This is a genomic window from Bradyrhizobium sp. BRP56, from assembly GCF_020194035.1.
Lineage (GTDB): Bacteria > Pseudomonadota > Alphaproteobacteria > Rhizobiales > Xanthobacteraceae > Bradyrhizobium > Bradyrhizobium australafricanum.
In genome coordinates this window covers 1-22,614 of record NZ_JADYVV010000013.1, presented here as the reverse complement: position 1 = coordinate 22,614, position 22,614 = coordinate 1, and the positions used below count along the sequence as shown (strand labels likewise).

Genomic DNA, 22,614 nt, shown 5'->3' with positions numbered 1-22,614 from the left:
CCTCCGCTTTCAACAGCGGAGAACAGGAAGATGGAAGTTGAAGAGTACTTGGGCAGGAGCCGGCTTTACCGGCGTCTCAGAAGCGGGCCGCACGGACAGTTCGTCGAGCGCTACGCCGCTCGTCTCGTCGAAGAGAGGCTCGTTCGGCACGGCACGTGGCGTTGCCTCAACGTGGTTGGCGGGCTCCTGAGTTGGATCGCGGGCCGTCGCTACAAGCTGGTCGATCTCGATGAGCAGGTCGTTGAGCGGTACCTCCGACATCGAGGCGGGAGGCAGTCTATCCAACCCGGTGACCGAGCTGCGCTCAAGCGATGGCTGTCGGTGCTGCGCGAAGAAGACGCGATCGCGCCGTTGGTGCTATCGCCTCTCACCCCGCACGAACGGATCTTCAAGGAGTTCGATACCTACCTGCGATCAGAGCGCGGCTTGGCCCCGAGGTCCATCGTCCGCCATCTCCCAGTCATCCGCAGGTTCCTGCACGAGGTGTGCTCCGGCGGCGCCGGCGCCCTGCGCAAGATCAGCCAAGAGGACGTGATCCGCTACGTTGAGCGCCACGCCCAGGATTGGGGCCCGGGAACAGGCAAGGCGATGTGCTGGTCGTTGCGTGCCTTTCTCCGTTACCTCCACCATCGGGGGCTGAACGCGCGCCCGTTGGCGGATTGCGTTCCATCGATGCGCCGATGGAAGCTCGCAACTCTACCGACCTATCTGCCTGCTGCTCAGGTGCGGAAGGCTCTCGACGGTTGCGACCGAGAGACGGTGACGGGACGGCGCGACTACGCCATTCTGTTGTTGCTGGCCAAGCTCGGCCTGCGGGCCAACGAGGTTGCGACGCTCACCGTCGACGATATCGACTGGCGCGCCAGCGAGATACTCGTTCGCGCCAAGGGCCGACAGCGTGCACGAATGCCGATACCGCCAGACATTTGCGCGGCTATCGTTGCATATCTGCGCAATGGCCGCCCAAAGTCGTCGTGCCGACGGCTGTTCGTCCGCACACTCGCGCCACACGTCGGCTTTGCTTCTGGATGCGCGATCACCATGATCGCCAAGGCTGCTCTCGATCGCGTCGGAATCGAAGGGTGTGCCCACCGCGGCGCCCATATCTTCCGACACAGTCTCGCTACCGAGCTTCTCCGATCTGGCGCGACCTTGTCGGAGATCGGACAGTTGCTGCGGCACGAGAAACAAGACACCACCCGGATTTACGCGAAGGTCGACATCGACGCGCTGAGAACATTGAGCCTGCCCTGGCCGGGAGGCGTGCAATGACCGATCTGCGCTCCGCACTCGACAAGTACCTGAGCATGCGCAAGGGGTTTGGATACAAGTACGAGCACCAGACCCGTCGGCTCGCCGACTTCGTCGCCTTCATGGAGAAGCGCAAAGCCAGGATCATCACGACGAAGCTGGCAATGGAATGGGCAACGCTACCGCCCGATCGTCATGCATCCTGGGCGCTGCGATTGAGCGACGTACGCGGGTTCGCGCGCCATGTCGCCAACTTCGATCCGAGAACGGAGGTACCGGCCGTCGGCATGCTGCCCGGATGGAAGCGCGCCAAGCCCTATGTCTACAACGACGCGGAGATCGATGCGTTGCTGAAGGCGGCGCTGGCTCTGCCGCCAGCGGGCGGATTGCGCCGATGGACCTACCATACCCTGTTCGGGCTGATCGCGGTGACGGGCATGCGTATATCCGAGGCGATGGGGCTGGAGCGTGATGACGTCGACCTCGACGCCGGCGTGCTGACGGTCCGGCTGACCAAGTTCGGTAAGTCGCGGCTCGTACCATTGCATCCGACGACAAGAACCGCATTGCGCGACTACGCCCACCGGCGCGACACGATGCTCGGACCACGCTGCGGCTCAACCTTCTTCGTTGCCGAACAGGGAGGCCGCCTGCTGCACCAGTACGTTCATCGCGTCTTCTGGCGATTGTCTCGAGAGATCGGGCTGCGGCGCCCAGGTGATCGTACCGGGCCACGCGTGCACGACTTCCGTCATCGCTTCGCCATCCGAACGCTGCTCGACTGGTATCGCGAAGACAAGGACGTCGAGCAACAACTCCCAGTGCTCTCCACTTACCTCGGCCACGCCTGCGTGCGCGATACCTACTGGTATCTCTCGGCCTGCCCCGAGTTGATGGAAGAAGCGGCGCGGCGTCTCGATCGGCGATGGGAGGTGACGCCATGAAGCCCGCCTGCAATGTCGCCACATTGATCGAGCGCTTCTTCACCGAGCGCCTCATGCGCCAGCGCAATGTTAGCAGCAACACGATCGCCTCCTACAGAGATACGTTCCGGCTGCTGTTCATGTTCGCACAGGTGCGGCTGCGGAAGCCCCCATCGGCCTTGGCGCTCACCGATTTGGACGCAACGTTCATCGGCGCGTTCCTTACCGATCTCGAGGTAACGCGCGGCGCCAGCGCGAAGACGCGTAACCTGCGTCTGACCGCCATCCGATCCTTCTTCAGGTTCGTGTCCTTCGAGGAACCGGCACACAGTGCGCTGATCCAGCGCGTGCTCGCCATACCGAGCAAACGCCATGACAAGCGACAGGTGCACTTCCTGACGCGCCCCGAGATCGAGGCGGTTCTCGCCGCGCCCGATCGAACGACGTGGCTTGGTCGCCGCGATCACACCTTGTTGCTGGTTGCGGCCCAGACGGGCTTACGCCTCTCAGAGCTGACTGGCCTTGACCGGGATGCCGTCCACCTCGGGTCTGGTGCACACGTACGATGCGTCGGTAAAGGGCGGAAGGAGCGGACCACTCCGCTGACCACACTCGCTCGGTGCGCGCTCCAGGCATGGCTCAAGGAACCGTTGCGGAAAGGAGCAACAGCGTTGTTCCCGAATGTGCACGGCGGCCGGCTCAGTGCTGACAGCGTCCAATCCCTGCTGGCAAAGCATGTTCGTGTCGCTCACAAGAGTTGCCCGTCTTTGAAGGCCAAGAGCGTGTCACCGCACGTGCTGAGGCACAGCGCTGCGATGGAACTGCTGCAAGCCGGCGTCGACTGCTCCGTGATCGCGCTGTGGCTTGGTCATGAATCGGTCGAGACGACGCAGACGTACCTGCACGCCCACCTCGCCTTCAAGGAAGCAGCCCTGGCAAAGCTCAAGCCGTATGAGCGCGGCAAGCGAACCCGCTTCCAGCCGAACGATCGCCTGCTCGCCTTCCTCGATACACTCTGAACGACCAGACTATGCCGAATGGAATGGGGCTGTCCTGCGCGCGATCGACGGTGCCAGCGTGACAACGGCGTGCCATACCAAATCCGTTCGGCATAGTTCGGCAGGCGGCATAAACCTGCAAGCTGAACGGCATCAATCCGGAGGCCTATCTCGCCGACCTGATCGGCCGCGTCAGCGACCACGCAGCCAATCGCATCGACGAGCTTCTTCCCTGGAACTGGCGCGCCCCATCCGACGCCAGACTGGCGGCCTGACCGTGGCTGCGATCACCCGCGTTTACACCCTCCCGCTCGCTGCCGAAATGCTCGGCGAGGACGCCGAACTGCTGTGGGAGGTCTATGTCGACGTGGAGCCGGAAGACGGTTGCCTCTGGGTCTACGGGCCCGACGATCAGCAGATCCCCGCCTTCACTGACTTCGGCCTCGAAAGCCTGACCGACTTCATCCGCGAGCACAAAACCAATCGCGGCCGCGGCGAGAAGGGCGGCGAACAAAAGCCCGGGTCATGACCGGGCGCTTACGGGAGTGCCGAGCGCACACGATCCAAAGCGCACTTCCACGAGCATCCGGTTGTCCGGTCAGGTGGAGACGTTCTGATCAGGCCGTTTATGATCAGCGACACCTCCCAGCCCGCATTACTCAACACCGAACGATTCACCCAAGGCTTCCAAAACGAGACTTAGCCTGATTTGCGACCTTGCGTTAGAACGTAACATGGATTGTCCGATTTCTGACATGCAGTCGGTCTGGTACACTTCCTTGAAAAATATCCTTTACTGATCAAGCTGTCGCAGTTGGCACAGGGTTTGAACAGAGAAGTCCATCCACCGCAGCCGCCCACGAAGCGGCGGCCAGAATAATGCTTCTTCGGCAATCCCGTTTGGCACAACGACACGGGCCGCCACATGGAGTCGGTCTCAATAGCACGTCACAAAAACTGTCCTCAATGTGGCTCTGCGTTGGTCCACCGCGAGTGGCATGAACGCATTGGTGCGCGGGAGGTCCAAGATCTCTGGCGCTGCTGGAATTGCAGGCACGAATTTATGACTATTGTCACTTCTGACGATACGGATCCTCCTATCGCTGAGATCACAAAGCTATTCTTTACCAGCCTGTTAGTCTGATCAATGAACGCCTGAGCCGCTAACACTCGCATCCGAGCGGCATCAGACTTGGCAATCCAAAGCAGGGCGGAGGGTCGCTTAGGGGAGAACAATGCGACCGTAGGCTCAGTATCTGCTTATCCCGGATGGGGAATACGCTGCGCGACCTTCCCATCATAAATGAAGTTGGAATGTTCTTATGAGGCTCGTACGTGCAATCGTCGGCTTGGCCCTGTTGGCAGTTGGATTGTACGTTATTATCGGCGAGCACTTCGCCGGAACATCGGCGGATGCTACACTCAATGCTCGACTCTACATCGTTCGGGCCCCGATCGAAGGAAAAGTGACGCTTGCCGTAAAGAGCATCGGCGCGCGCATTAGTCCCGGCGAGCTGATAGCAGAACTGAACGACCAACGCTTCGATACCGCGAGGCTTCTTGAGCTTGATCGCGATCGCACGAACCAGCAGATCGAGCTCAACCGTCTCGTTGGCCAGCGAGAGGCCTTGTCCGCATCCCGGTCTCGCTTCGATGTTCAATCAACTGATTACCAGCGCGGCAGGGTTCGGCAGATTGAGGCTCGAATTGCCGAAACGAAAGCAGCTCAAGACGCTGCGGCCGCGCGCCTTCGTCAAGCGGACGCAGAATTCAAGCGGGCAAATGAGCTAAGCACGCGTGGTGTACAGACGGTGGCGAATTTGGATCGCGCTCGCGCAACTTACGACGTCGCGCAGCAAGAACGGGAGAGTGCGCAGCAGCGAGTGAATTTTTTAGAGACGGAACTTACGTCCGCTCGCGACGGCGTCTTCATCGGGGAGTCCTATAACGACGCTCCCTCCTCGGCCCAACGTATCCGCGAGCTCGAGCAGCGGCTGGCCGAGCTGAATGTCGACAAGGAGCAGGTGAAGGCACGTATTGTACTGCTCGACGGGCAAATCGATGCCGAGCGTCTTCGTGTCAATAGCTTGAGCTTCGCTACTCTTAATGCCAGCGTCGTTGGACTAGTCTGGGACATACTAATAGACGATGGCCAATACGCGCGGCGCGGCCAGGATCTCATCAAGATCGTCGACTGCAGTACACTGATCGTCACTGCGGGCGTCAGCGAATCTCTCTACGACGGTCTCTCGGTGGGAACGGCCGTGCAATTTCAGTTGTTTCGCGATGACCGTGTTTTCAATGGAACCATAACTCGCCTTGGCGGATCCGGTGCGGCCTCGCTTTACACCAATCTTGCTGTGGGTCCAAGTGCACAACATCTCCAGCGCTTTGATGTCACCGTGACAGTTCCAGACCTTGCAGGAGAGGCAGATCTCGGCTGCGCGATTGGACGTACTGGACGCGTTATCTTCACAGCCGGCCCAATCGCACAATTCCGTCTCTTTATCACGCGGTACGGACTCTGATGCTTCTGCTGTCGCCACTCGTTGCTGCCTTCGCAGGCGCCGCCTTCATAATTGGGCTTCGCCTTACCGTCTTTCCGTTGCTTAATCCGATGAAGTGGTATTGGCGCGCTCTTCTCCTGGGGACGGCTACCGTACTGTCTTGGCGTTATATGGCTTGGCGCTTCACCGAAACACTGGCACCGCTCGACTGGACTGCGGACGCGCTGTTCAGTTGGGGATTCGCCATACTCGAAGCTCTGACGATGCTTTCCTCTACCATCGCGTTTTTCATACTGTCGCGGGTAAAAGAGCGGTCGGCAGAAGCAAACCAGTACTCCGAATGGTGGCTGCCTGGAGAAGCGCCGCGCGTCGATGTTTTCATCACGACTTACAACGAGCCGTCGGAAGTGCTCGAGCGCACGATCATTGGCGCGACCGAAATCCGCTATCCACGGCTTCGGATTTTTCTTCTCGACGACGGCGCCAGGAATTGGGTGAGGCAACTTTGCGAGCGGTACGAAATCGGATATCTCGCACGCTCGGATAAGGAGCACGCTAAAGCGGGGAACATCAACCACGCACTTCGCGTGCGCGCCCGCGATCCAGCCCCCCCGGTCTTTGTCGCTGTACTTGACGCAGATTTCGTTCCCCATGCGGACTTCATCGAGCGGACACTAGCGTTGTTTCACGAGCCAGGCGTCGCGCTCGTGCAAACCCCGCAGCACTTCTTCAATCCTGATCCGATCCAACATAACCTGGGAATAAGCACCGCATATCCGGATGAACAACGTCATTTCTTTGACAACGTCGAGCCAGCGCGGGACGCTTGGGGGATTGCCATCTGCTGTGGGACATCATCCGTAATGCGGGTCCGGGCCGTCGAGCAGATTGGCTGGATTCCAACACAAAGCGTAACCGAGGATTTCCTGCTCACCCTTAAGCTTGCGGAGAACGGCTGGCAAACTGCGTACCTTAACGAGCCATTGACTGAAGGTTTGGCTCCCGAAGGATTGAAAGAGTATATTACTCAGCGTGGACGGTGGTGCCTTGGCCTGATGCAGATTGTCCGCGGCTCATACAGCCCCTTTGGCATGCGAGGCCTTGGGCTGATGCATCGAATCGGTATCCTCGATTCATTGCTCTACTGGCTCAGCACCTTTCCCTTCAGGCTTGCCAGCTTGATTTGCCCCCTGTTGTACTGGTGGTTCGGTATCACCATCGTGAACGCGTCGCTGGTGGAAATTATCAGTTATTATGTACCCTATTACCTAATGGTTCTGGTGTCCCTGAACTGGCTTTCAAAAGGGTTGTTTGTCCCGCTTCTCAACGATACGGCTCAACTGATCGCGGCCTGGCCCATCAGCCGGGCAGCTGCTCTCGGGCTTCTGACCAGCGGATCGCATAAATTCTCGGTGACGGCCAAAGGCGGCGACCGTGCCAAGGTCGTTGTCCAATGGGCGTTGATGCGACCGTTTCTACTCCTGCTCGCACTGACGATCGGCGGCCTGATCGTGCCGTTGAACTCCGATTTCGTCTTCAATACGTCCCCAACAGCGGGCGACGGTACGGCTATCGTGATGTTCTGGACACTTTACAACATACTGGTGCTGTTCGTGGCAGTCGTGGTGTGCATCGAACGACCGCGATACGATCGACCTCAGCGCCAGATCCCAGAACCCATCACGTTGGTGATCCAAGGTGAGAAACACCGCGGATGGCTTCTCAATCTGGGCCGAGGGGGCGCTCGAATCAGCGGTCCATCCGGGCTTTCCGCCGGAGCAGAAGGGAAGCTCGACCTGCCCGGGATTGGCGGAGTGGACGCGCATGTTGCTGCGACTACTCGTGATGGCTATCGAATCAAGTTCTCTCCAACTCCTGAGCAAAGGGCGAAAATTATCAAGAAGCTTCATACCGAATCGGCCATGCCAGGGGCCGATCGAGGGAACATCTTGCAAATGATCCGCGAGTTGGCGCGAGCTCTAACGAGTTGAGGAGCGTGAGATGCCGAAAAGACCGAGCTTACTCTCCTTGGTGTTCTGTGGAGGCGCCTTGCTCATATTGGTGCCTGCCGTGGTGACCGCAACGATCTACACGGCCTTGCTACAGCAACGGGGAGAGCAGCTGCAATTCGACGCGCTAAGGATTCGCGGCGAAATGAGTTCCGCGCTGTTGGCCCGCCGGCTCTATGGAGTTTGGATGGATGTAGCTCGGTCCGCTGAGCTCATTGACCCGGCAGATCTTAAGAGTGCGCGAGAACACATCGACTTCTTGAGCCGCCTTGATCGACGCTACACTTGGCTCGGCGTCGCGGATCTCGAAGGGAGCATTCTCGCGGCTAAAGACGGCATGCTCGAAGGAGTAAGCGTTGCACAGCGACCCTGGTTTAAGCGGGGCCTTGTCTCGCCGGCGGCTATCGATGTGCATGCCGCTCAACTGCTGGCCACCCAGTTGCCTGCATCTCGTGAGCCCTATCGCTTTATCGACCTGGCAGCACCGTTGCGCCACGCCGGCTCCGTTGCCGGGGTCATCGGCGCGCACCTTGACTGGAAATGGGTCGCAGAAGGCATGGACTCGTTACAAGTGCCCGGCATTGACGTGCTGCTGCTTTCGGGCGATCGAACCGTCCTGTTTGGCCCGCCCGATCTCATCAACAAGCCGCTCAACGTCGGCTCCGCGCTTGCGGCTAGTCGCGTGACGACCGCGTCTCTACGCGAGCGCTGGCCTGACGGCAGGGACTACTTCGCAGTAATCGTTCCGACGGTCGGCTTCGCAAACCTTCCAAGCTTCGGTTGGTCTCTTCTGGTTCGGCAGAGTACCGACGAGGCGCTTGCGACCACCCGTAATTTAATCCGATCATTTTGGAGTAGTTTCGGTGTTTGTGCCATTGCCACACTAGCACTACTCTTTTGTGCGGCGCAGTGGCTGAGGACGCCGCTCCGCCGGCTCTCGAATACAGCGGAGGCCCTCTTGCACGATCCATCCGCCCGCCCGCCATATTCGGAGACACGCTTTAACGAAGCGGCGAGGCTCAGTGACGCGCTAGCTCGTATCCAGTCGAAGCTGATGGGGCACTCTGGTCGCAATTGAATCCAAGCACCGGCTGGATATGACTAGCTGAACGATGATCACACCGGGCATGAACTTGCGTGGAAGTGTCCTGTCTGGTCAGCGCCGAAACATCTGAGACAAATTGAGGTTGCCGAGGGAGGATATCTGGTTCGTCGCAGCCACCGGGAGCGAAGATGGCAAGAGAAGTCTCCAGGGCGGCAGAACAAATGCTGAGGGATATTCCGCATCAGATCCGCTGGCAATTCGGCGGGAAGAACGGGTCTGCCGGTTCCGGCGGAGGGCCGGTACGTCCCGGTAGCGCTTCACGCTCGATAAGCAACACCGCCCCCTCTACGTCCTGGATGGTGAGGCACGGCGCGTCTGGTAGCACAGCATGGCCGCGGTATTCGATCACATTCCGAACGATGACGTATTCCTATCTGATTCTCTTGTCGAGCAATGGCAAAGACGACAGGTTCTTCCGGGGCCGTTTACTCAAAACCAAATCTGCTTAACCCGAGAAAGGGACGAAGACCACGCAGGTTCGCGCTCGAGATCACTGTAGTGCGCATCGCGGATCAACCGTTAGCAAACAGCGAGGCCGTCGTATGCATCCGGCCAGCACCCTGGGTAGGCGCACCGGTCTGCCGCGGCGCTCAGGCAGCAGCCGCTTTGGACTGTTGGGTCGCCTTCCAATTCCACGGGAGCAGGTCTGCGACGCTGCTGACGGGGTGATCTGGAAGCCTGGCCAGCACGTCAGCGAGCCAGGCTTGCGGATCAACGTCGTTCATCTTGGCTGTTTATGCCGCCCGCCGAACTATGCCAAACGGATTTGGTATGGCACGCCGTTGTCACGCTGGCACCGTCGATCGCGTGCAGGGCAGCCCCATTCCATTCGGCATAGTCTGATCGTTCAGAGCGTCTCGAGGAAGGCGAGTAGGCGGTCGTTCGGCTGGAAGCGGGTTCGCTTGCCGCGCTCATACGGCTTGAGCTTCGCCAGGGCAGCTTCCTTGAGGGCGAGGTGGGCGTGCAGGTATGTCTGCGTCGTCTCGACCGATTCATGACCGAGCCACAGCGCGATCACGGAGCAGTCGACGCCGGCTTGCAGCATCGCAGCGCTGTGCCTCAGCACGTGCGGTGACACGCTCTTGGCCTTCAAAGACGGGCAACTCTTGGGAGCGACACGAACATGCTTTCCCAGCAGCGACTGGACGCTGTCGGCACTGAGCCGGCCCCCATGCGCACTCCGCTGACCACACTCGCTCGGTGTGCGCTCCAGGCATGGCTCAAGGAACCGTGGAAAGGAGCAACAGCGTTGTTCCCCAACGTGGGACAGCATCCCGGTCAAGGCCAGGAGCTCGGAGAGGCGTAAGCCCGTCTGGGCCGCGACCAGCAGCAAGGTGTGATCACGGCGGCCAAGCCACGTCGTTCGATCGGGCGCTGCGAGAACCGCCTCGATCTCGGGGCGCGTCAGGAAGTGCAGCTGTCGCCTATCCGGTTCGCTCCTTCGGCCCTTTACCGACGCATCGTACGTGTGCGCCAGACCCGAGGTTCCGATCCTTCTTCAGGTTCGTGTCCTTCGAGGAGCCGGCACACAGTGCGCTGATCCAGCGCGTGCTCGCCATACCGAGCAAGCGCCACGATGGCGGTCAGACGCAGGTTACGCGTCTTCGCGCTGGCGCCGCGCTTTACCTCGAGATCGGTTAGGAACGCGCCGATGAACGTTGCGTCCAAATCGGTGAGCGCCAAGGCCGATGGGGGCTTCCGCAGCTGCACCTGTGCGAACAAGAACAGCAGCCGGAACGTGTCCCTGTGGGAGGCGATCGTGTTGGCGCTAACATTGCGCTGGCGCATGAGGCGCTCGGTGAAGAAGCGCTCGATCAACGTGCCGACATTGCAGGCAGGCTTCATGGCGTCACCTCCCACCGCCGATCGAGACGCCGCGCCGCTTCTTCCATCAACTCGGTGGCAGGCCGAGAGATACCAGTAGGTATCACGCACGCAGGCGTGGCCGAGGTAAGTGGAGAGCACTGGAGTTGCTGCTCGACGTCCTTGCCTTTGCGATACCAGTCGAGCAGCGTCTGGATGGCGAAGCGATGACGGAAGTCGTGCACGCGTGGCCCGGTACGATCACCTGGGCGCCGCAGCCCGATCTCTCGGGACAATCGCCAGAAGACGCGATGAACGTACTGGTGCAGCAAGCGGCCTCCCTGTTCGGCAACGAAGAAGGTCGAGCCGCAGCGTGATCCGAGCATCGCGTCGCGCCGGTGAGCGTAGTCGCGCAACGCGGTTCGCGTCGTCGGATGCAATGGCACGAGCCGCGACTTGCCGAACTTGGTCAGCCGGACCGTCAGCACGCCGGCGTCGAGGTCGACGTCATCACGCTCCAGGCCCATCGCCTCGGATAGCCCAGCGAGCGGCGCGGAGAAAGAGCTCCCGGAATGCTACGGGCGCCGCCGACCTTCGCGTTCAGCCCCGTCTCACGGGTGTTTGGCGGCTCCGGATTTGCAGGGCTCGGCAGCTCATAGTTGACGTCAGGGAGCCCAACAAAATGGATGGTTGGATAGTGACAGTCGCTGTCTTCAAGGAAGAAGTCGACGACGACGAAGCTTTCAGGCATATAACTTACGTGGTTGCCGTCGCCGATCCGGCGGAAGCGGTGAGGATGACCTTAGCAGACTGCGGCGCAAAGGCCGCAATGCTCAACTGCCCGATCGAAGAGGAGCAGTTACTAAGACTTGGCGTGAAGCCCGGCGAGCTTGTCATTGTACACGAGGACGCGATCGATCCGATCATCTCTCGCCCTCGTCGTCACTAATGCGGCACGTCTGATCTCATTCAGCCGTGTCCGGTTCATGACGTTGGGGTCCGGAAGCCGCCGCTCGCGCGAGCAGTCAGTCTGCACAAGGTATGAAAGTGCCCCGTCTGCTTCTCTGCGCAATGTGACCGTCTGGCACGTGGGTTGCTGAGCCAGGTATGGCTTGGTTCGCTTATGAATGATCCTCGTGAGGGCCAAGCCTGTTCGCGGCGCGACGGCGTGCGGGCGGTGGCCGTCAGCAGCCGCCCGCACGCTTTTTCGTCGTTTCGGCCCCTAGCCCCGCTGTGCTGTGTCGATTACTCACCGCTTATCTCTGCATTGCATAGTGACCATCTGGCACGCGAGTTGCTGAGAGGCTTACGGTTTGGCTGTTCTATCCTCACGCAACCCCAGACAGTCAAGCTTGGCGTAGCAAACTTCGTGCGGGTGGTTCCTCCAGACGCCCGCACGTCTTTTTCGTAGCCGTGGAGATCATGGCATGACACGTGAAGAGGCTTTGAAGAACGCTATAGCAGCGCTCAGGGGATGGTCGGAGGGAAAGATCGAAACCGGCGCTGTACTCGCCGCGATTGCGGAGCTTATGGCGACTGGGCCGCCGCCTCGAAAACAGAAGCTCTTTTCATAGGCTAGAACTGAGATGGCAGCAGGATGGATGATTTCGGTCGGCGTAGTCAAAGACGGCAAGGTTCGATATGTGACCCATGCCGTCGCAATGGCTAATCAGGCGGAAGCTGTGAAAGCTTCATTGGCGGCCAGCGGCGGTGAAGCAACGATCGTGAATTCCGAACTCCGCGAAGCGCATTTGAAGGGCCTTGGCCTAAAGACTGGCGAGCTTGTGGCCATACACGATGATCGAAATGATCCGCTGATGTCGCGCACTTGGCGCCCTGTCCGACCGCGCGACACAAATTAGCGGGCAACCGCCAGGATCAGCCTCTTTGCTGGCAGCATTTAGTCAATGCTCTTGAGCAGGTCCAGCAGCTTAGCCCACGCCGTAGTCATAACGAATGCGATCTTATCCTTGGGAAGAACAAGACGGGATGAAATCTCGTCAAGCGTGATTTTCTCGGCTGCATTCAGGGCAAAGAATTCATCTCGGGCTTCCTCTGGGAATAGCACTGCCATCGCTTGATACTCAGCCCACTGGTCCATATGGCAGGGAAGATCAGCGTGCGCGCAAGGCGCGAGATCACATCAGCGCTGGCCGAGCGTTATCGGTCGAGCGGGCGGCTCGAGAGGGGACGGATCCTGGACGAGCTGTGCGCCGTTACGGGGTGGCATCCCAAGCATACGGTACGTGCGCTTCGGCCACGCGAGACAGTTGGGCCGGGCAAGGTCGAGACACCGCAAGAGCGCAGGTATAGATATGGCGCGAACGGTCAAGGACGCGATGACGGCGCTGTGGGAGGCGTCGGATCGGGTGTGCGGCAGGGCACAAGGCGCTAGGTGAGTTTCTGTGACCCACTACGCCACCAAGCTTTTTCACTGCCATGTCCCAGCACTGTCGCTGAAACCTGCCAACCTACAGCTCCCACGCTGCAACGGGAGTACGCATCTCTTCCAGATAACGTGTGGCGCTGGTAGATTCTCGCGACGCCGGGGCGAAACTGCCCAAGAGGTGATTGAGCAGTTTCTCGGTGAACCTCTTCCACACGAGCCGAGAATTGCGCTCGGCTCACAACCTCAAGAGGAGGCGATCGAGAGTGATGAACAAGAAGCGGATCAGCGTAGAGGCGCGGCCGGCGATCCTTTCGCGCGTTCGTCGCCTATGGCGAAGCCGCAGCAAAGGCCTTGCCGTACGCGGTACAGGTCGCGGATCGTTGGCATCTAATGGAGAACGCCGGCCGAGCCTTCCTTGATGCCGTCCGAAAATCGATGCGTCAGATGCGCGCCGTCATCGGCGCGACCACGATCGATCCCAAGCTGCTCACAGCCGCCGAGCGCCTCCAGTATGAGGGCTATCTGCGCCGCGAGGAGACTAATGCAGCCATCCTGACTCTGTCGAAGAATGGCATACCTATCGAGTAGCTGGTACGCCAGACCGGCCATAGCAGGAAGCTCGTACGGCAGGTAGTCCGCGGCGACCGCAACGATGTCTTTCGGACCCGGCAAAGTTCGTTGGACTTGAATTTGCCATGGCTCGATGATCAGTGTGCGACCGGCTGTCGAAACGGGACTGAACTTTGGCGCCCCCTAGTCGACGCTGCACCAAACTTGCGTAAGAGCCAATATTGCAAGCCGGATGACACTTTATGGAGCCCTGCCTCTAAAGAGGGCTACACGAGGACCCGTTGTCGTCGTAAGAACGGCAAGGGTGGTCTGGCAAACCTTAAATCTGACCAAGAGAACCGTCTTTCTGTGGAAAGTGTTCCTCTTCCATGAGCCAAATAAAAATCGATGCCATACTCGCCCGGAACGAGAGGCCTGCTCAATTTACAGTTTGTGGTCAGCGCATGGCAGCGAAACCCAAATGTCGTTGGCGGTAGTTTCAGGCCGACGGAAACCGTCTCCTTCTTGGCCGCCGCGTGGACAAAGGATGCGTACCTTTGCGAACGGCTGACCACGCCGAGCCCACCTGCACGTTGCCTGCCGGCAGGTTATCGCATCGAACGTCAGAGGCTTCGATGCTGCTGCTCAAGTCCTTGTCGTCGCCTTGCCGGACCAATCGCCTTGGTGGTCCCAGCGACTGTTAAGCGCTTTCTTCCAATGCCTGGTTGAAAACCGCATGGAGTGTCGCGCAGGCAATGGCGCCTGCGCGGCCCATGCACCCACAAAGTGGAATCGGGTTCCAACTCTTCGAGGGTCCATTCCGGCATCGCCTGGTCGTTCGAGCGCCGCGCCCGAGCGCAGGCGCGACATCGGCAGGTCGGGCGGTGGGCCACATCGCGTGCTATCGTTAGCGAGGCATCGCGCGCAGCACCGGCCTGAGCGTCGACACCACGAGGTCGATTAACACCGGCAAAGACTTGCGAAAGTAGAAGTGGCCGCCGGGAAGCAGCACGGGCACGGATGCGTGCACGTGGCTTGCCCATCGCTCGAGAAGGTCCGGGCGCACGACGGGATCGTCCTCGCCGCCCAGCAGCGTCGTCGGGCAGGCAAGGCGCACGGGAGCTTCGGGACGATAGGTCTCCAAGATCTCGACGTCCGCCCGCATCGGCTTGATCAACGCGCTCATCATCTCCGGGTCATTGGTCACCGCCTCGGGTAGTCCGCCGTAGTGACCGATCCGGGCGATGAAGTCGGGGTCGGTCAGCCGCCTCGCACTCCCTCGGCGCGCCCGACCGATTCCGTTCACTCGCGTTCCCACAGATTGCAGACCCCGCGGATTGCCACTGGACCCAACGTCACATTCCAAAGTCGATCGCGACGATGCGACGGCGGCTCGCCCGAACGCTGTTGAGTTCGTCCAATCCACAGACCACCCTTGTGACGCAGTAAGACTAAATGTGGCGTTGAGTATAGTACCGTCGCGCACGTCTTATTTGTGTCCGACGTAATCTTTCACGAATTTGGCCCCTGTCCGCCGCTGTCAGAATGAACTCGGTCGGCCAGCCGCGCGCAGCATCTCGTTCTGGGCGGTGGCGTAAAGTGTTCGCCAGGAATCCCTCAACTCGGGGGTGAAAAAAGCGCCGAATTTGCGCTCAAAGCTCCACATCAGCGCCTCGCCCATTGCGACAAAGTGCGATGGTTGAACGCCAAGTCTGGCGTGCTTGTGACCGGAAAGCGTGATCAGCGATTGGAACATCGGTCTTTCGTCGAGCGAAGCGACCAGAGCGGTGATCATATCCAGCATCTTCATTCGCTGCTTCTCAGCATCGCCGCCGAACAAGTTCCTTGCATCAGGAGCTAGTTCGACGAACCTGTTGTAGCACAGGTCAGCGAGGTCGCGACGAATCGGCCACATCGCGTCAAATGATGTCCTTATAAGGTCGACCTGCTCGGGCGTCATTGGTCAGACGAGCAGGCTCGTAAAGAATGGTTTTGTGATCTCATCGACTGAAGGCACCCTCTCGTCAGAAGTGATGATGGAGACAAACTGGTGTTTGCAGATCCAGCAATGCCAATGATTCTGAACTTCATTCGCATTCACGCGTTCATGCCACTCGAGGGTGACTAATCCAGAACCACAGCGAACGCATTCTATGCGATGTCGTATCGAAATTGGGAGCATGCGTAACCTCTATTCTTATGCACAAGCGACGCATACGTAAGATGGGCGAGAATTTGTAAGCCGTTACTTGTGCTTCCTGGAGCGGTTGTGCTGGATCAGATGTCTGTGCGAGAGCTCGGTAAACCGATTCCGTTTGCTCAAGCATGCTGTGACCGACAGCATGTTGGAAGCCGCTCAAAGAGGGAGCGTGGAGCGGGGTCACAGTGTCTTGAGGTATTCAAGCAACGCCCTTTTTTCTGGGTCGCTTAAACTGGTCCCATACTCGTGCCCGCATCGGCTATTCCCGGAGTTGATATTACTGCAATCCGTGAGGGATAGAGTTTCGCTCAGGGGCTCCTGGGTGGCAGCAAGACCAACGTTTTCAATGTCGTATTTCCGTCCAACGCTAAATTGCGATAAGCGCTGCCCTGATGGCTTGAGCAATTCCGCCAGCGTAGGGACCGAGCCGTTATGAAGATATGGTGCGGCGGCCCAAATGCCCTGCAGAACTCGAGCCTCGTAGGAGCCCCATGGAGGGAGCCGGCTGCGAAACGCTCGTTCTGCTCCCTGCCGCTTAGTTTTGATTGCTTCCGAGGTGCTGGCAGTATCAAAAGCCGTTAGCAAATCCTGCAGCGTTGGTGGTAGTCGCACCAGACCCAGAGACTCCGGTGTGTCCGACGATCCTGGCTCTGGCGCCGCTGCCACCCGGGCATTGGTTGAAGGGGCGCCGCCGGCCAACAGGTGTTCCGCTATCGAACCGATGACCGAGGTCGCAAGAATGTTAAAAATCTCATCGTTCTCCTTGAGCGGGGCGGTCGCGAAGGGAATGAACGCTCCTTTCAGCACGCCCGTTTTCGCCTTCCAGGTGAGGACATCGTATTCTCGTGTATCGGTACCAACGTTCTGGACCGGAGTTCTCCACGTTTTGATGAATGGAACGCGTTGCTCTCCGTCTTCAATCCCGTGACACCCGCTACATCCCCCTTCAGCGGAATCCCTTTCGAAAATTACTTTGCCCCGGGTGGCCAAAGCGGCGTCAATCTTCCAGGGCCATTTCGGAGGGCCGATCCGCTTCACCAAGTTTTCAAGCTCGCTCAAGCCGTCGAAATTGGTTGAATTATTGTCGAGGAAATTGATAATCGCGCCCTGACGCTTCGGCTCGAACGTAGCGAATACCCCCAGAACCTCGCCAACGTTCCGAGCCAGCCCCAAGATGTCATTTCCATTTTTTGCGAATCCAGGCCATTGCGTCTTGTCTTGCCGCGGCGAATTCCAAAGGAATGGGTATCTCACGGGAGCGTCCGCGGTTTTCATATTTTCCGGGATCATGAAGTCGGGTGGCGGACCGATGTCCAGGCCGGATATGCGGTTGAAGATCATTCCTACAGCATCGAGACGGCCAACTCCCCAGCCGCTCTTGGGCAGCGCGCGTACCATGAGCGTGTGAAACCGCAAGTACCACCCATCTACCTGTCGACGAAGGTCCGCAACATCGGCCGCATCCGGCGTTGTGGACCGCAGGACAGCTGCAGCAAAGGGAGCGAACGAGCTGTCGCCGGCAATCACATCACCGACTGCCTTGTCCAGATCGCCAAGCAGTGCGTAGAAGTCTACAAGCCCTGGACCGCCATCCACCCGATACACCTTGCCGTCAACTTCGATCTGGCGCGTGTGACATGCCGAGCAGGTCATTCCAACGACCTGGAAGTCTTGAGGGCCAGAAGCGTGAAAACCGACGGGAAGGTTGGCCGTGTTTGCAGGATTCGGTAGATAACCGTACCGTGACAAACCATCCGCGAGGAATGGCTGTCCATTCTTTTGCTTCAGGGCCTGCATCCAAGACAACGGAATCAAACGCGAGCCCTGATCGCGCGAGTAGAAGTCCGCTCTTGCTGCCGCGGTCCAATCCATACCTTGGTCAACATATATGGGATTGGCGTCGGTACCTTGAGCACTTGATCTTGTCGTGACCACAAACGTCAAGGCAATTATAAAGAGAGTACGGAGCATCGTGTGGCCTACCGCTTCCATCGTCAAAATTGCAAGAAGAGGCGTGCGCCGAAATTCCGCGCCATTTCCGGCAAACTTCGGCTCGCCTTTCGGCTTGCAGGTCGCTTGATCATCGATCATTAGAGGCCGCTGTCTAACTAAGTGCAACCTACCAAGTCTTGGGAGAAGGCACCGGCTAGCGGTGTAGCGGTAAGCCCACTAGTCCAAGAACCGCATGCCGTGGCGAATCAGACGGATGCCAATTTGTCTGTAGAGACTGGCGGTCCCTTTGGAGGTCTGGGTAGGTATTGGCGATCACTTTGCCGGGCGACGTGCGTCTCCCGCCGAATGGCGGAGTCACATCGTCGCTTGTGGAGGCGGACACTGTGTCGTGCCGGCAGTGGCTGGCAGCGCAACCATTCAACAGCAAGTTATCTCGGCGGTCCTCTGTGAAGTGCCGAAGCACAAGGGTGAGTGAGCCGGCGGCGGGCCGGGTTCACCCAACTTTCCGAAGGGGCAACCCGCCAGGGGGGCAGCAGCCACCGGCTCGCATGAGGCGCGAGCCGGTGGCTGGTGGACTACGCGCCGCCTACGGCAGCTGCCTTGGGATGCTGCGGAGAGTTTTGACGAAGACCGAGGGAGTTGCCGTCGGGATCCTTGAAGAAGGCAAGCCGAACGCCGTCTCCCACATCATCTATTTTACTGACCTCCACGCCCTGCTTCTGCAACCGGTTACTTGCCTGCTCGATGTCATCGACGACAAGCGTTGCCACGGCACCGCCTGTTCCGACTCCGGTAGGGTGCACATTCAGTCCGATGGCAACACGTGGAAGCACACGGAATTGCCGCCATATCGACGTGTGGTACTTTTCGTCTGGAATTAAGCCGAGCTTCTTTCCATAGAACGCCACGCTGGCATCCAAGTCTGATACATCTACCTTAGATATAATAGCATATTCGCCAATAACATCTTTCAGTGCCATTATTTGCTCCCTGTGCTGTGGCAGCTCGCAGATTGCAAGCATTTGTACTACACGCAAAGCATGCTGTCGCCTCCTCGTCCTGGTAGGGGGGCCGAGGGTGCCGTCAAGTTCAACGAATTGGAGCGGCGCAGGGGGTATACGAGCGACGTGCGGACTGCCAAGGATCACGCCATCGCTTCCCGCCGGAAGTGATCAGCTATGCCGTTTGGTAGTATTTCCGGTTTCCCTTAAGCTTGCGCATGGTCGAGGAAATGCTGGCGGCGCATGGCATTGGCGTGACCTTATGAAGCCGTGCGCCAGTGGAGACGGAAATTCGGCAAACCGTTCTCCGATCGGATCGGCCAGCGCGCTCCCGCTCGCGGTGACAAATGGTATCTGGACGAAGTCGTTATCTCGATCGCCCCCCAGAGTAGGTAGGAGCCCGATCCAATGTTGATGCTGTACCGTCAAACGTCGTTAGCCTTTCGGGCTGGACTCGGTGGAGCATCAGGATCTGACGATGTCTAAAAAGACTGCCAACTTGCGCGCCAAAGTTAAGAAACGCATTGCCCAGATCGAAAGTATGACACTAGTCCAGATTCAACGGGTCATGATGGATTGTGTGGCCGAGCGGTCTGCTGGCAGGATGACGACGTGTGAGGGCAATGCGTTGCGCCGAGCACTGAACAAACGGGTCAGCATTCTCAGACGAGACCTTGTCGCGTAAGAGTTCGCGAGCTTGCAGGCAAAGCGCCGCGCCGAACTGCGGGAAGCCGGGCGAGCTGCGAGAGAAATCGCGAGAAAGCCAAAGCGCGGTGGAACCGGTTCGCCAAGCTCGCATGCCTAAAGAAAGAACTCGCGCCACGGAATTAGGGTACATCAGCGGTACGCGCTCGCGTCAAGGGACAAGAGAAGAAGTCGCATGTTCAAACAACCACGCTTCCGTTCTTATTCAACCGCGGCTCGCATCGGTATTGGCATTGCGGTCTTAAGCGCCGTCCTGCTGGTCTGGATAATAATGACGCACGTCGTGCGGTAAGGCTGGCCAGTTGGTGCATCCGCGCTGGCATAACCAACGATGCAGATACAGACAGCGAGCAGAGGAAACCCGAGTGAATGCAACCCGCCCGCACTGACCACGTTATTCAAATTTTCAAACCGAGGCGGGGCTCTCAAGGTTTCCAAGCAATCGGATAATGAGTCCGTTCTGCTAACGGTCAAAGCCTTGGCTCTACGAAATAAGGAGTGAGCCATGACTCGCCATATCACCTGCATTACCAAGCTGCCTAACCATCAAGACCGCCATCGGCGTATTCAAGCAGTCGGTGGTTCAGCATGGCGAGATTCGGAACAAACAGCCATTGCAAACGTCAAACGCGACAAAAGCGCTTATGATGTCACTGAGCAGGGTAAGACAGTCAAGGTGATTGTCAAAAAACACGATGGTCGCGAGTACCTAAAGACCGAGAATGATCATTTTCTTCCCGACAATCTTCTGAGCCTTCCGGATTGCTCGTGACCGGCTTGTCCGTCGTCAGATGATTTGAGACTGATCAGGCTTTTCGAGATGGGAGGCTCTGGCTCATCAGGGTTAGAGTTTAAGCAGGCAGCAGTTGATGCTGCAAGCGGCCGTTTGCGATGGTGTCGCGCTTGATGCGTTCTCGCTCGGCGAGGATCGCCTCCGCTTGAGGCGCGCGCCAGCCGCCCGTTCGTCCAGCCGGTCGCGGCGGAGCGCCGGGACTGGGTCCGGGGTCGGCCGGTCGCCGGAGGAGTTGGGGCTGTGAGGCGGCCGAGACAGACGCTGAAGCCGCGGCAGGCCGCGGTCCTGGCCGCCGACCGCGAGGTGACGGCGCTCGAGATCGGCCGCGACTCCGGCCTTTACCCCAACGGCAATTCGCGGACATGGGCCGAGCTCGGCTCGTCACTCATCCGGTGCCCTGATCGCCGGCTCCGTGGCGTAGTGCGGCCGCAAGCCCCTTCGCTTCGAAATCACGGAACGCGGTCGGATCGCGATTGCGCTCTTCAAGGCCATTGCCAACAGAGAGGTTCGACATGCAGGGGCCTTCGGGCAGAAGGTTGAAAAAGAACGGCGGAAGGACCTGCTGATACGGCTTAAACGAGGTGAGCAGGTTTCCGAACGAGCCCGAGGCGCTACCCGAACGTCTCGAAGACCTTGACTTCGCGAACTTCCTGCTCCAGCCGATGGATGGTCCCGATGTCGTCGCCAATACACGCGATGCCATCGAATATTGTCGGTCTCATCCCAATGGCGTCTCAGCGTCCAAACTCACAAACACCTCGGAATCAAATGAGAATATCTCAAGCATTCAAGTTTGAAGCCGCGCACCGGCTGCCGAACGTGCCCGAGACGCATCGCTGCCACAGGATGCACGGTCACTCCTACCGGATCGAACTCGTCTTGAGCGGTCGGGTCGATCCGCGGACGGGCTTCGTGATAGACTTCTTCGAGCTCGAGGAGGTTTTAGGGCCTTTGTTGCGACAACTCGATCACCATTGCCTCAACGATATCCACGGGCTCGAGAATCCGACCGCGGAGAACATCGCGATCTGGATCTGGGACAAGATAAGACCCCGATTGCAGCAACTCTCCGCGGTCAGGGTCTTCGAGACCGCCGAATGCTGGGCCGAATATGATGGAGACGAACCGTGAGGCTCGGAGCCATTTTGGGACACTGGGGATAACAAGATCTGCACTCGTGCTTTTCTCTGGAGGCCATGATTCTACGACCTGCCTTGCCTGGGCGTTGACGCGCTACGACAGCCGCGCGGTTCGTCACGGCGTGCTCGATGATGGGCTGGGGACTCGAGAAGGCGGGCGTCTCAGGCGACCGCAGCGCGCGCTTCCGCCGAACGACACCATCCTGCAGCTGCCGGCCAGCATCTGATTACTATGTGGCGGAGAATCTCTGGGTGGCCGGCCCTGGCTGGTGTTAGGGCGCCTCTGCCACATAATCTCGTCCGACACACAAGAACGGATCCGAACCGGCATCGCGCACAAGCACAACAAGACCATCGATACCCTTGCGGAAAGCCTTGGTTCGAGAAACAGCTGTCGATGGTCTCCTGCGGTTCGACGCTCGCCGAGGACATCCGCTACGCGCTCAATCACTGGCAGGGGCTGACCCGCTTCCTCGAAAATGGGCGCCTCGAGCTCGACACGAAACCGGTCGAGAACGCCATCCGGCCAGTCTGCCTGACCAAAAAAATGCGCTCTTCGCCGGGCATGAGGTTGGAGCTGAAATTTGCGCCTTGCCTGCGTCGCTCGTCACCACCTGCAAGCTCAACGACGTCAACCCGGCTGCTTAAATTGCCGAAACACTCGAGCCCATTATCGATGGCCATCCCCATAGCTGCGGATTCCGACGAAGTCGCCCCGGGTGTACCGATGTGAAGTCGCTCGGGGATTCCGAGACGATGTCGCCCACCTTTCCGATTTGATCTCGCCCGGTGACGAGGCGTTCTGGCGATAGCTTCTCTGGCATTTGGCGAGCCGCGTGGTCAACCTGGAATCGCGGCTTGAACTTCTTCTGCTTCTGTTGCGGTTGCTGTGGGCATGTGGGCAACGCCTGTCGTTGTTCAAGCGAAGCGGCATGTCCACAGCGTTACGGGCTCAGGTCTTTCGGGCGGATTGCCGAGTTCGGCGCAGGCTCTCGCCGGTGAGGTCGAGCCGATGGGCATTGTGGACGAGGCGATCGAGCACGGCGTCGGCATAGGTGGGATCTCCAATGAGCACATGCCGCTGGTCCACGGGGAGCTGGCTGGTGACGATGGTGGAACGGTGACCGTAGCGATCTTCGAGTGTCATTCGGCCTGCAATATTGGCTGTGACGCAAGTTTGGTGCAGCGCCGACTATTCTGCGCCGATCAATCTGGCTTGAAGCAGGTTGCCGCGACCGTACATTTGACGTCGAACGAGCTTGAGGCGCGTGATCTGACCTTCGGTCTGG

The 22,614-nt window shown here is 59.1% G+C and carries 21 protein-coding genes and 7 pseudogenes; 17 read left to right on the top strand and 11 right to left on the bottom strand.

Features of this window, described 5'->3' with window-relative positions; translation table 11 throughout:
* The first annotated feature begins 30 nt into the window (after positions 1-30).
* The 8 genes and pseudogenes from I6F38_RS11725 to I6F38_RS11690 all read left to right on the top strand — a co-directional run bounded on the left by I6F38_RS11725 (position 31) and on the right by I6F38_RS11690 (position 8,766).
* Positions 31-1,272, top strand: a complete 1,242-nt coding sequence (locus I6F38_RS11725; protein ID WP_225160411.1) for a tyrosine-type recombinase/integrase — start codon at positions 31-33, stop codon at positions 1,270-1,272.
* On the top strand, positions 1,269-2,195 hold the full coding sequence (locus I6F38_RS11720; RefSeq protein ID WP_225160410.1) for a tyrosine-type recombinase/integrase: 927 nt from the start codon (positions 1,269-1,271) through the stop codon (positions 2,193-2,195). The genes I6F38_RS11725 and I6F38_RS11720 overlap by 4 nt, the downstream gene beginning before the upstream one ends.
* Positions 2,192-3,193 carry a tyrosine-type recombinase/integrase gene (locus tag I6F38_RS11715; RefSeq protein WP_225160409.1) on the top strand — a complete coding sequence of 334 codons (1,002 nt, stop codon included), beginning with the start codon at positions 2,192-2,194 and terminating at the stop codon, positions 3,191-3,193. The genes I6F38_RS11720 and I6F38_RS11715 overlap by 4 nt, the downstream gene beginning before the upstream one ends.
* A gap of 107 nt (positions 3,194-3,300) precedes the next feature.
* Positions 3,301-3,447: pseudogene (locus tag I6F38_RS11710) on the top strand (transposase domain-containing protein); the annotation flags it as partial.
* 2 nt (positions 3,448-3,449) lie between these two features.
* Positions 3,450-3,701 carry a hypothetical protein gene (locus I6F38_RS11705; protein WP_225160408.1) on the top strand — a complete coding sequence of 84 codons (252 nt, stop codon included), beginning with the start codon at positions 3,450-3,452 and terminating at the stop codon, positions 3,699-3,701.
* Between the two features lie 793 nt (positions 3,702-4,494).
* Entirely contained in the window at positions 4,495-5,700 is a 1,206-nt protein-coding gene (locus tag I6F38_RS11700) for an HlyD family efflux transporter periplasmic adaptor subunit (protein WP_225160407.1), read from the top strand.
* Positions 5,700-7,670 carry a glycosyltransferase gene (locus I6F38_RS11695; RefSeq protein ID WP_225160406.1) on the top strand — a complete coding sequence of 657 codons (1,971 nt, stop codon included), beginning with the start codon at positions 5,700-5,702 and terminating at the stop codon, positions 7,668-7,670. The genes I6F38_RS11700 and I6F38_RS11695 overlap by 1 nt, the downstream gene beginning before the upstream one ends.
* Before the next feature lie 10 nt (positions 7,671-7,680).
* Positions 7,681-8,766, top strand: a complete 1,086-nt coding sequence (locus I6F38_RS11690) for a cache domain-containing protein (protein WP_225160405.1) — start codon at positions 7,681-7,683, stop codon at positions 8,764-8,766.
* A gap of 617 nt (positions 8,767-9,383) precedes the next feature.
* On the opposite strand, the pseudogene I6F38_RS11685 reads toward I6F38_RS11690, so the two are convergent.
* The 4 genes and pseudogenes from I6F38_RS11685 to I6F38_RS11670 form a co-directional block, all read right to left on the bottom strand.
* Positions 9,384-9,527, bottom strand: a pseudogene (locus I6F38_RS11685) (transposase domain-containing protein); the annotation flags it as partial.
* A gap of 113 nt (positions 9,528-9,640) precedes the next feature.
* Positions 9,641-10,066, bottom strand: a complete 426-nt coding sequence (locus I6F38_RS11680; RefSeq protein ID WP_225160507.1) for a tyrosine-type recombinase/integrase — start codon at positions 10,064-10,066, stop codon at positions 9,641-9,643.
* A gap of 176 nt (positions 10,067-10,242) precedes the next feature.
* A complete protein-coding gene (locus I6F38_RS11675) occupies positions 10,243-10,638 on the bottom strand; it encodes a site-specific integrase (protein ID WP_225160404.1) in 396 nt (131 codons plus the stop codon).
* Positions 10,635-11,123, bottom strand: coding sequence for a tyrosine-type recombinase/integrase (locus tag I6F38_RS11670; RefSeq protein WP_225160403.1), 489 nt, complete (start codon positions 11,121-11,123; stop codon positions 10,635-10,637). The genes I6F38_RS11675 and I6F38_RS11670 overlap by 4 nt, the downstream gene beginning before the upstream one ends.
* Before the next feature lie 170 nt (positions 11,124-11,293).
* On the opposite strand from I6F38_RS11670, the gene I6F38_RS11665 reads away from it, so the two are divergent.
* Both I6F38_RS11665 and I6F38_RS11660 read left to right on the top strand, forming a co-directional pair.
* Complete coding sequence (locus I6F38_RS11665; RefSeq protein WP_225160402.1) at positions 11,294-11,545, top strand: hypothetical protein; 252 nt, start codon at positions 11,294-11,296, stop codon at positions 11,543-11,545.
* A 637-nt stretch (positions 11,546-12,182) separates the two neighbouring features.
* A complete protein-coding gene (locus I6F38_RS11660; protein ID WP_225160401.1) occupies positions 12,183-12,458 on the top strand; it encodes a hypothetical protein in 276 nt (91 codons plus the stop codon).
* A gap of 38 nt (positions 12,459-12,496) precedes the next feature.
* Here the strand turns inward: I6F38_RS11660 and I6F38_RS11655 are convergent, their stop codons facing one another.
* Entirely contained in the window at positions 12,497-12,670 is a 174-nt protein-coding gene (locus I6F38_RS11655; protein ID WP_225160400.1) for a hypothetical protein, read from the bottom strand.
* Positions 12,671-13,312: 642 nt separating this feature from the next.
* Here I6F38_RS11655 and I6F38_RS11650 point away from each other — a divergent pair.
* Positions 13,313-13,735, top strand: a pseudogene (locus tag I6F38_RS11650) (ISL3 family transposase); the annotation flags it as partial.
* Between the two features lie 706 nt (positions 13,736-14,441).
* Here I6F38_RS11650 and I6F38_RS11645 read toward each other — a convergent pair.
* The 4 genes from I6F38_RS11645 to I6F38_RS11630 all read right to left on the bottom strand — a co-directional run bounded on the left by I6F38_RS11645 (position 14,442) and on the right by I6F38_RS11630 (position 18,667).
* On the bottom strand, positions 14,442-14,840 hold the full coding sequence (locus I6F38_RS11645) for a thioesterase domain-containing protein (protein WP_225160399.1): 399 nt from the start codon (positions 14,838-14,840) through the stop codon (positions 14,442-14,444).
* Positions 14,841-15,074: 234 nt separating this feature from the next.
* Entirely contained in the window at positions 15,075-15,494 is a 420-nt protein-coding gene (locus tag I6F38_RS11640; RefSeq protein WP_225160398.1) for a globin domain-containing protein, read from the bottom strand.
* Between the two features lie 420 nt (positions 15,495-15,914).
* The gene (locus I6F38_RS11635; RefSeq protein WP_225160397.1) at positions 15,915-17,825 is read right to left on the bottom strand and encodes a di-heme-cytochrome C peroxidase; all 1,911 of its coding nucleotides are present in this window, start codon (positions 17,823-17,825) and stop codon (positions 15,915-15,917) included.
* Between the two features lie 437 nt (positions 17,826-18,262).
* A complete protein-coding gene (locus tag I6F38_RS11630) occupies positions 18,263-18,667 on the bottom strand; it encodes a VOC family protein (RefSeq protein ID WP_225160396.1) in 405 nt (134 codons plus the stop codon).
* A gap of 239 nt (positions 18,668-18,906) precedes the next feature.
* On the opposite strand from I6F38_RS11630, the pseudogene I6F38_RS11625 reads away from it, so the two are divergent.
* Positions 18,907-19,069 (top strand): annotated as a pseudogene (locus I6F38_RS11625) (IS6 family transposase); the annotation flags it as partial.
* A gap of 829 nt (positions 19,070-19,898) precedes the next feature.
* Positions 19,899-20,165, top strand: a complete 267-nt coding sequence (locus I6F38_RS11620) for a DUF3892 domain-containing protein (RefSeq protein WP_225160395.1) — start codon at positions 19,899-19,901, stop codon at positions 20,163-20,165.
* Between the two features lie 406 nt (positions 20,166-20,571).
* Here the strand turns inward: I6F38_RS11620 and I6F38_RS43965 are convergent, their stop codons facing one another.
* Positions 20,572-20,700: a hypothetical protein gene (locus I6F38_RS43965; RefSeq protein ID WP_276326208.1), complete on the bottom strand. Its 129-nt coding sequence runs from the start codon at positions 20,698-20,700 to the stop codon at positions 20,572-20,574.
* An 85-nt stretch (positions 20,701-20,785) separates the two neighbouring features.
* Here I6F38_RS43965 and I6F38_RS11615 point away from each other — a divergent pair.
* The 4 genes and pseudogenes from I6F38_RS11615 to I6F38_RS11600 form a co-directional block, all read left to right on the top strand.
* Positions 20,786-20,958, top strand: a pseudogene (locus I6F38_RS11615) (7-carboxy-7-deazaguanine synthase); the annotation flags it as partial.
* The gene (gene queD, locus I6F38_RS11610; RefSeq protein ID WP_038381338.1) at positions 20,955-21,317 is read left to right on the top strand and encodes a 6-carboxytetrahydropterin synthase QueD; all 363 of its coding nucleotides are present in this window, start codon (positions 20,955-20,957) and stop codon (positions 21,315-21,317) included. The pseudogene I6F38_RS11615 and the gene queD, both read left to right, overlap by 4 nt.
* A pseudogene (locus tag I6F38_RS44215) lies at positions 21,301-21,426 on the top strand (7-cyano-7-deazaguanine synthase); the annotation flags it as partial. The gene queD and the pseudogene I6F38_RS44215, both read left to right, overlap by 17 nt.
* 131 nt (positions 21,427-21,557) lie before the next feature.
* Positions 21,558-22,058: an IS66 family transposase gene (locus I6F38_RS11600; protein ID WP_225160394.1), complete on the top strand. Its 501-nt coding sequence runs from the start codon at positions 21,558-21,560 to the stop codon at positions 22,056-22,058.
* A gap of 219 nt (positions 22,059-22,277) precedes the next feature.
* On the opposite strand, the pseudogene I6F38_RS11595 reads toward I6F38_RS11600, so the two are convergent.
* Positions 22,278-22,466: pseudogene (locus tag I6F38_RS11595) on the bottom strand (ATP-binding protein); the annotation flags it as partial.
* Positions 22,467-22,614 lie beyond the last annotated feature (148 nt).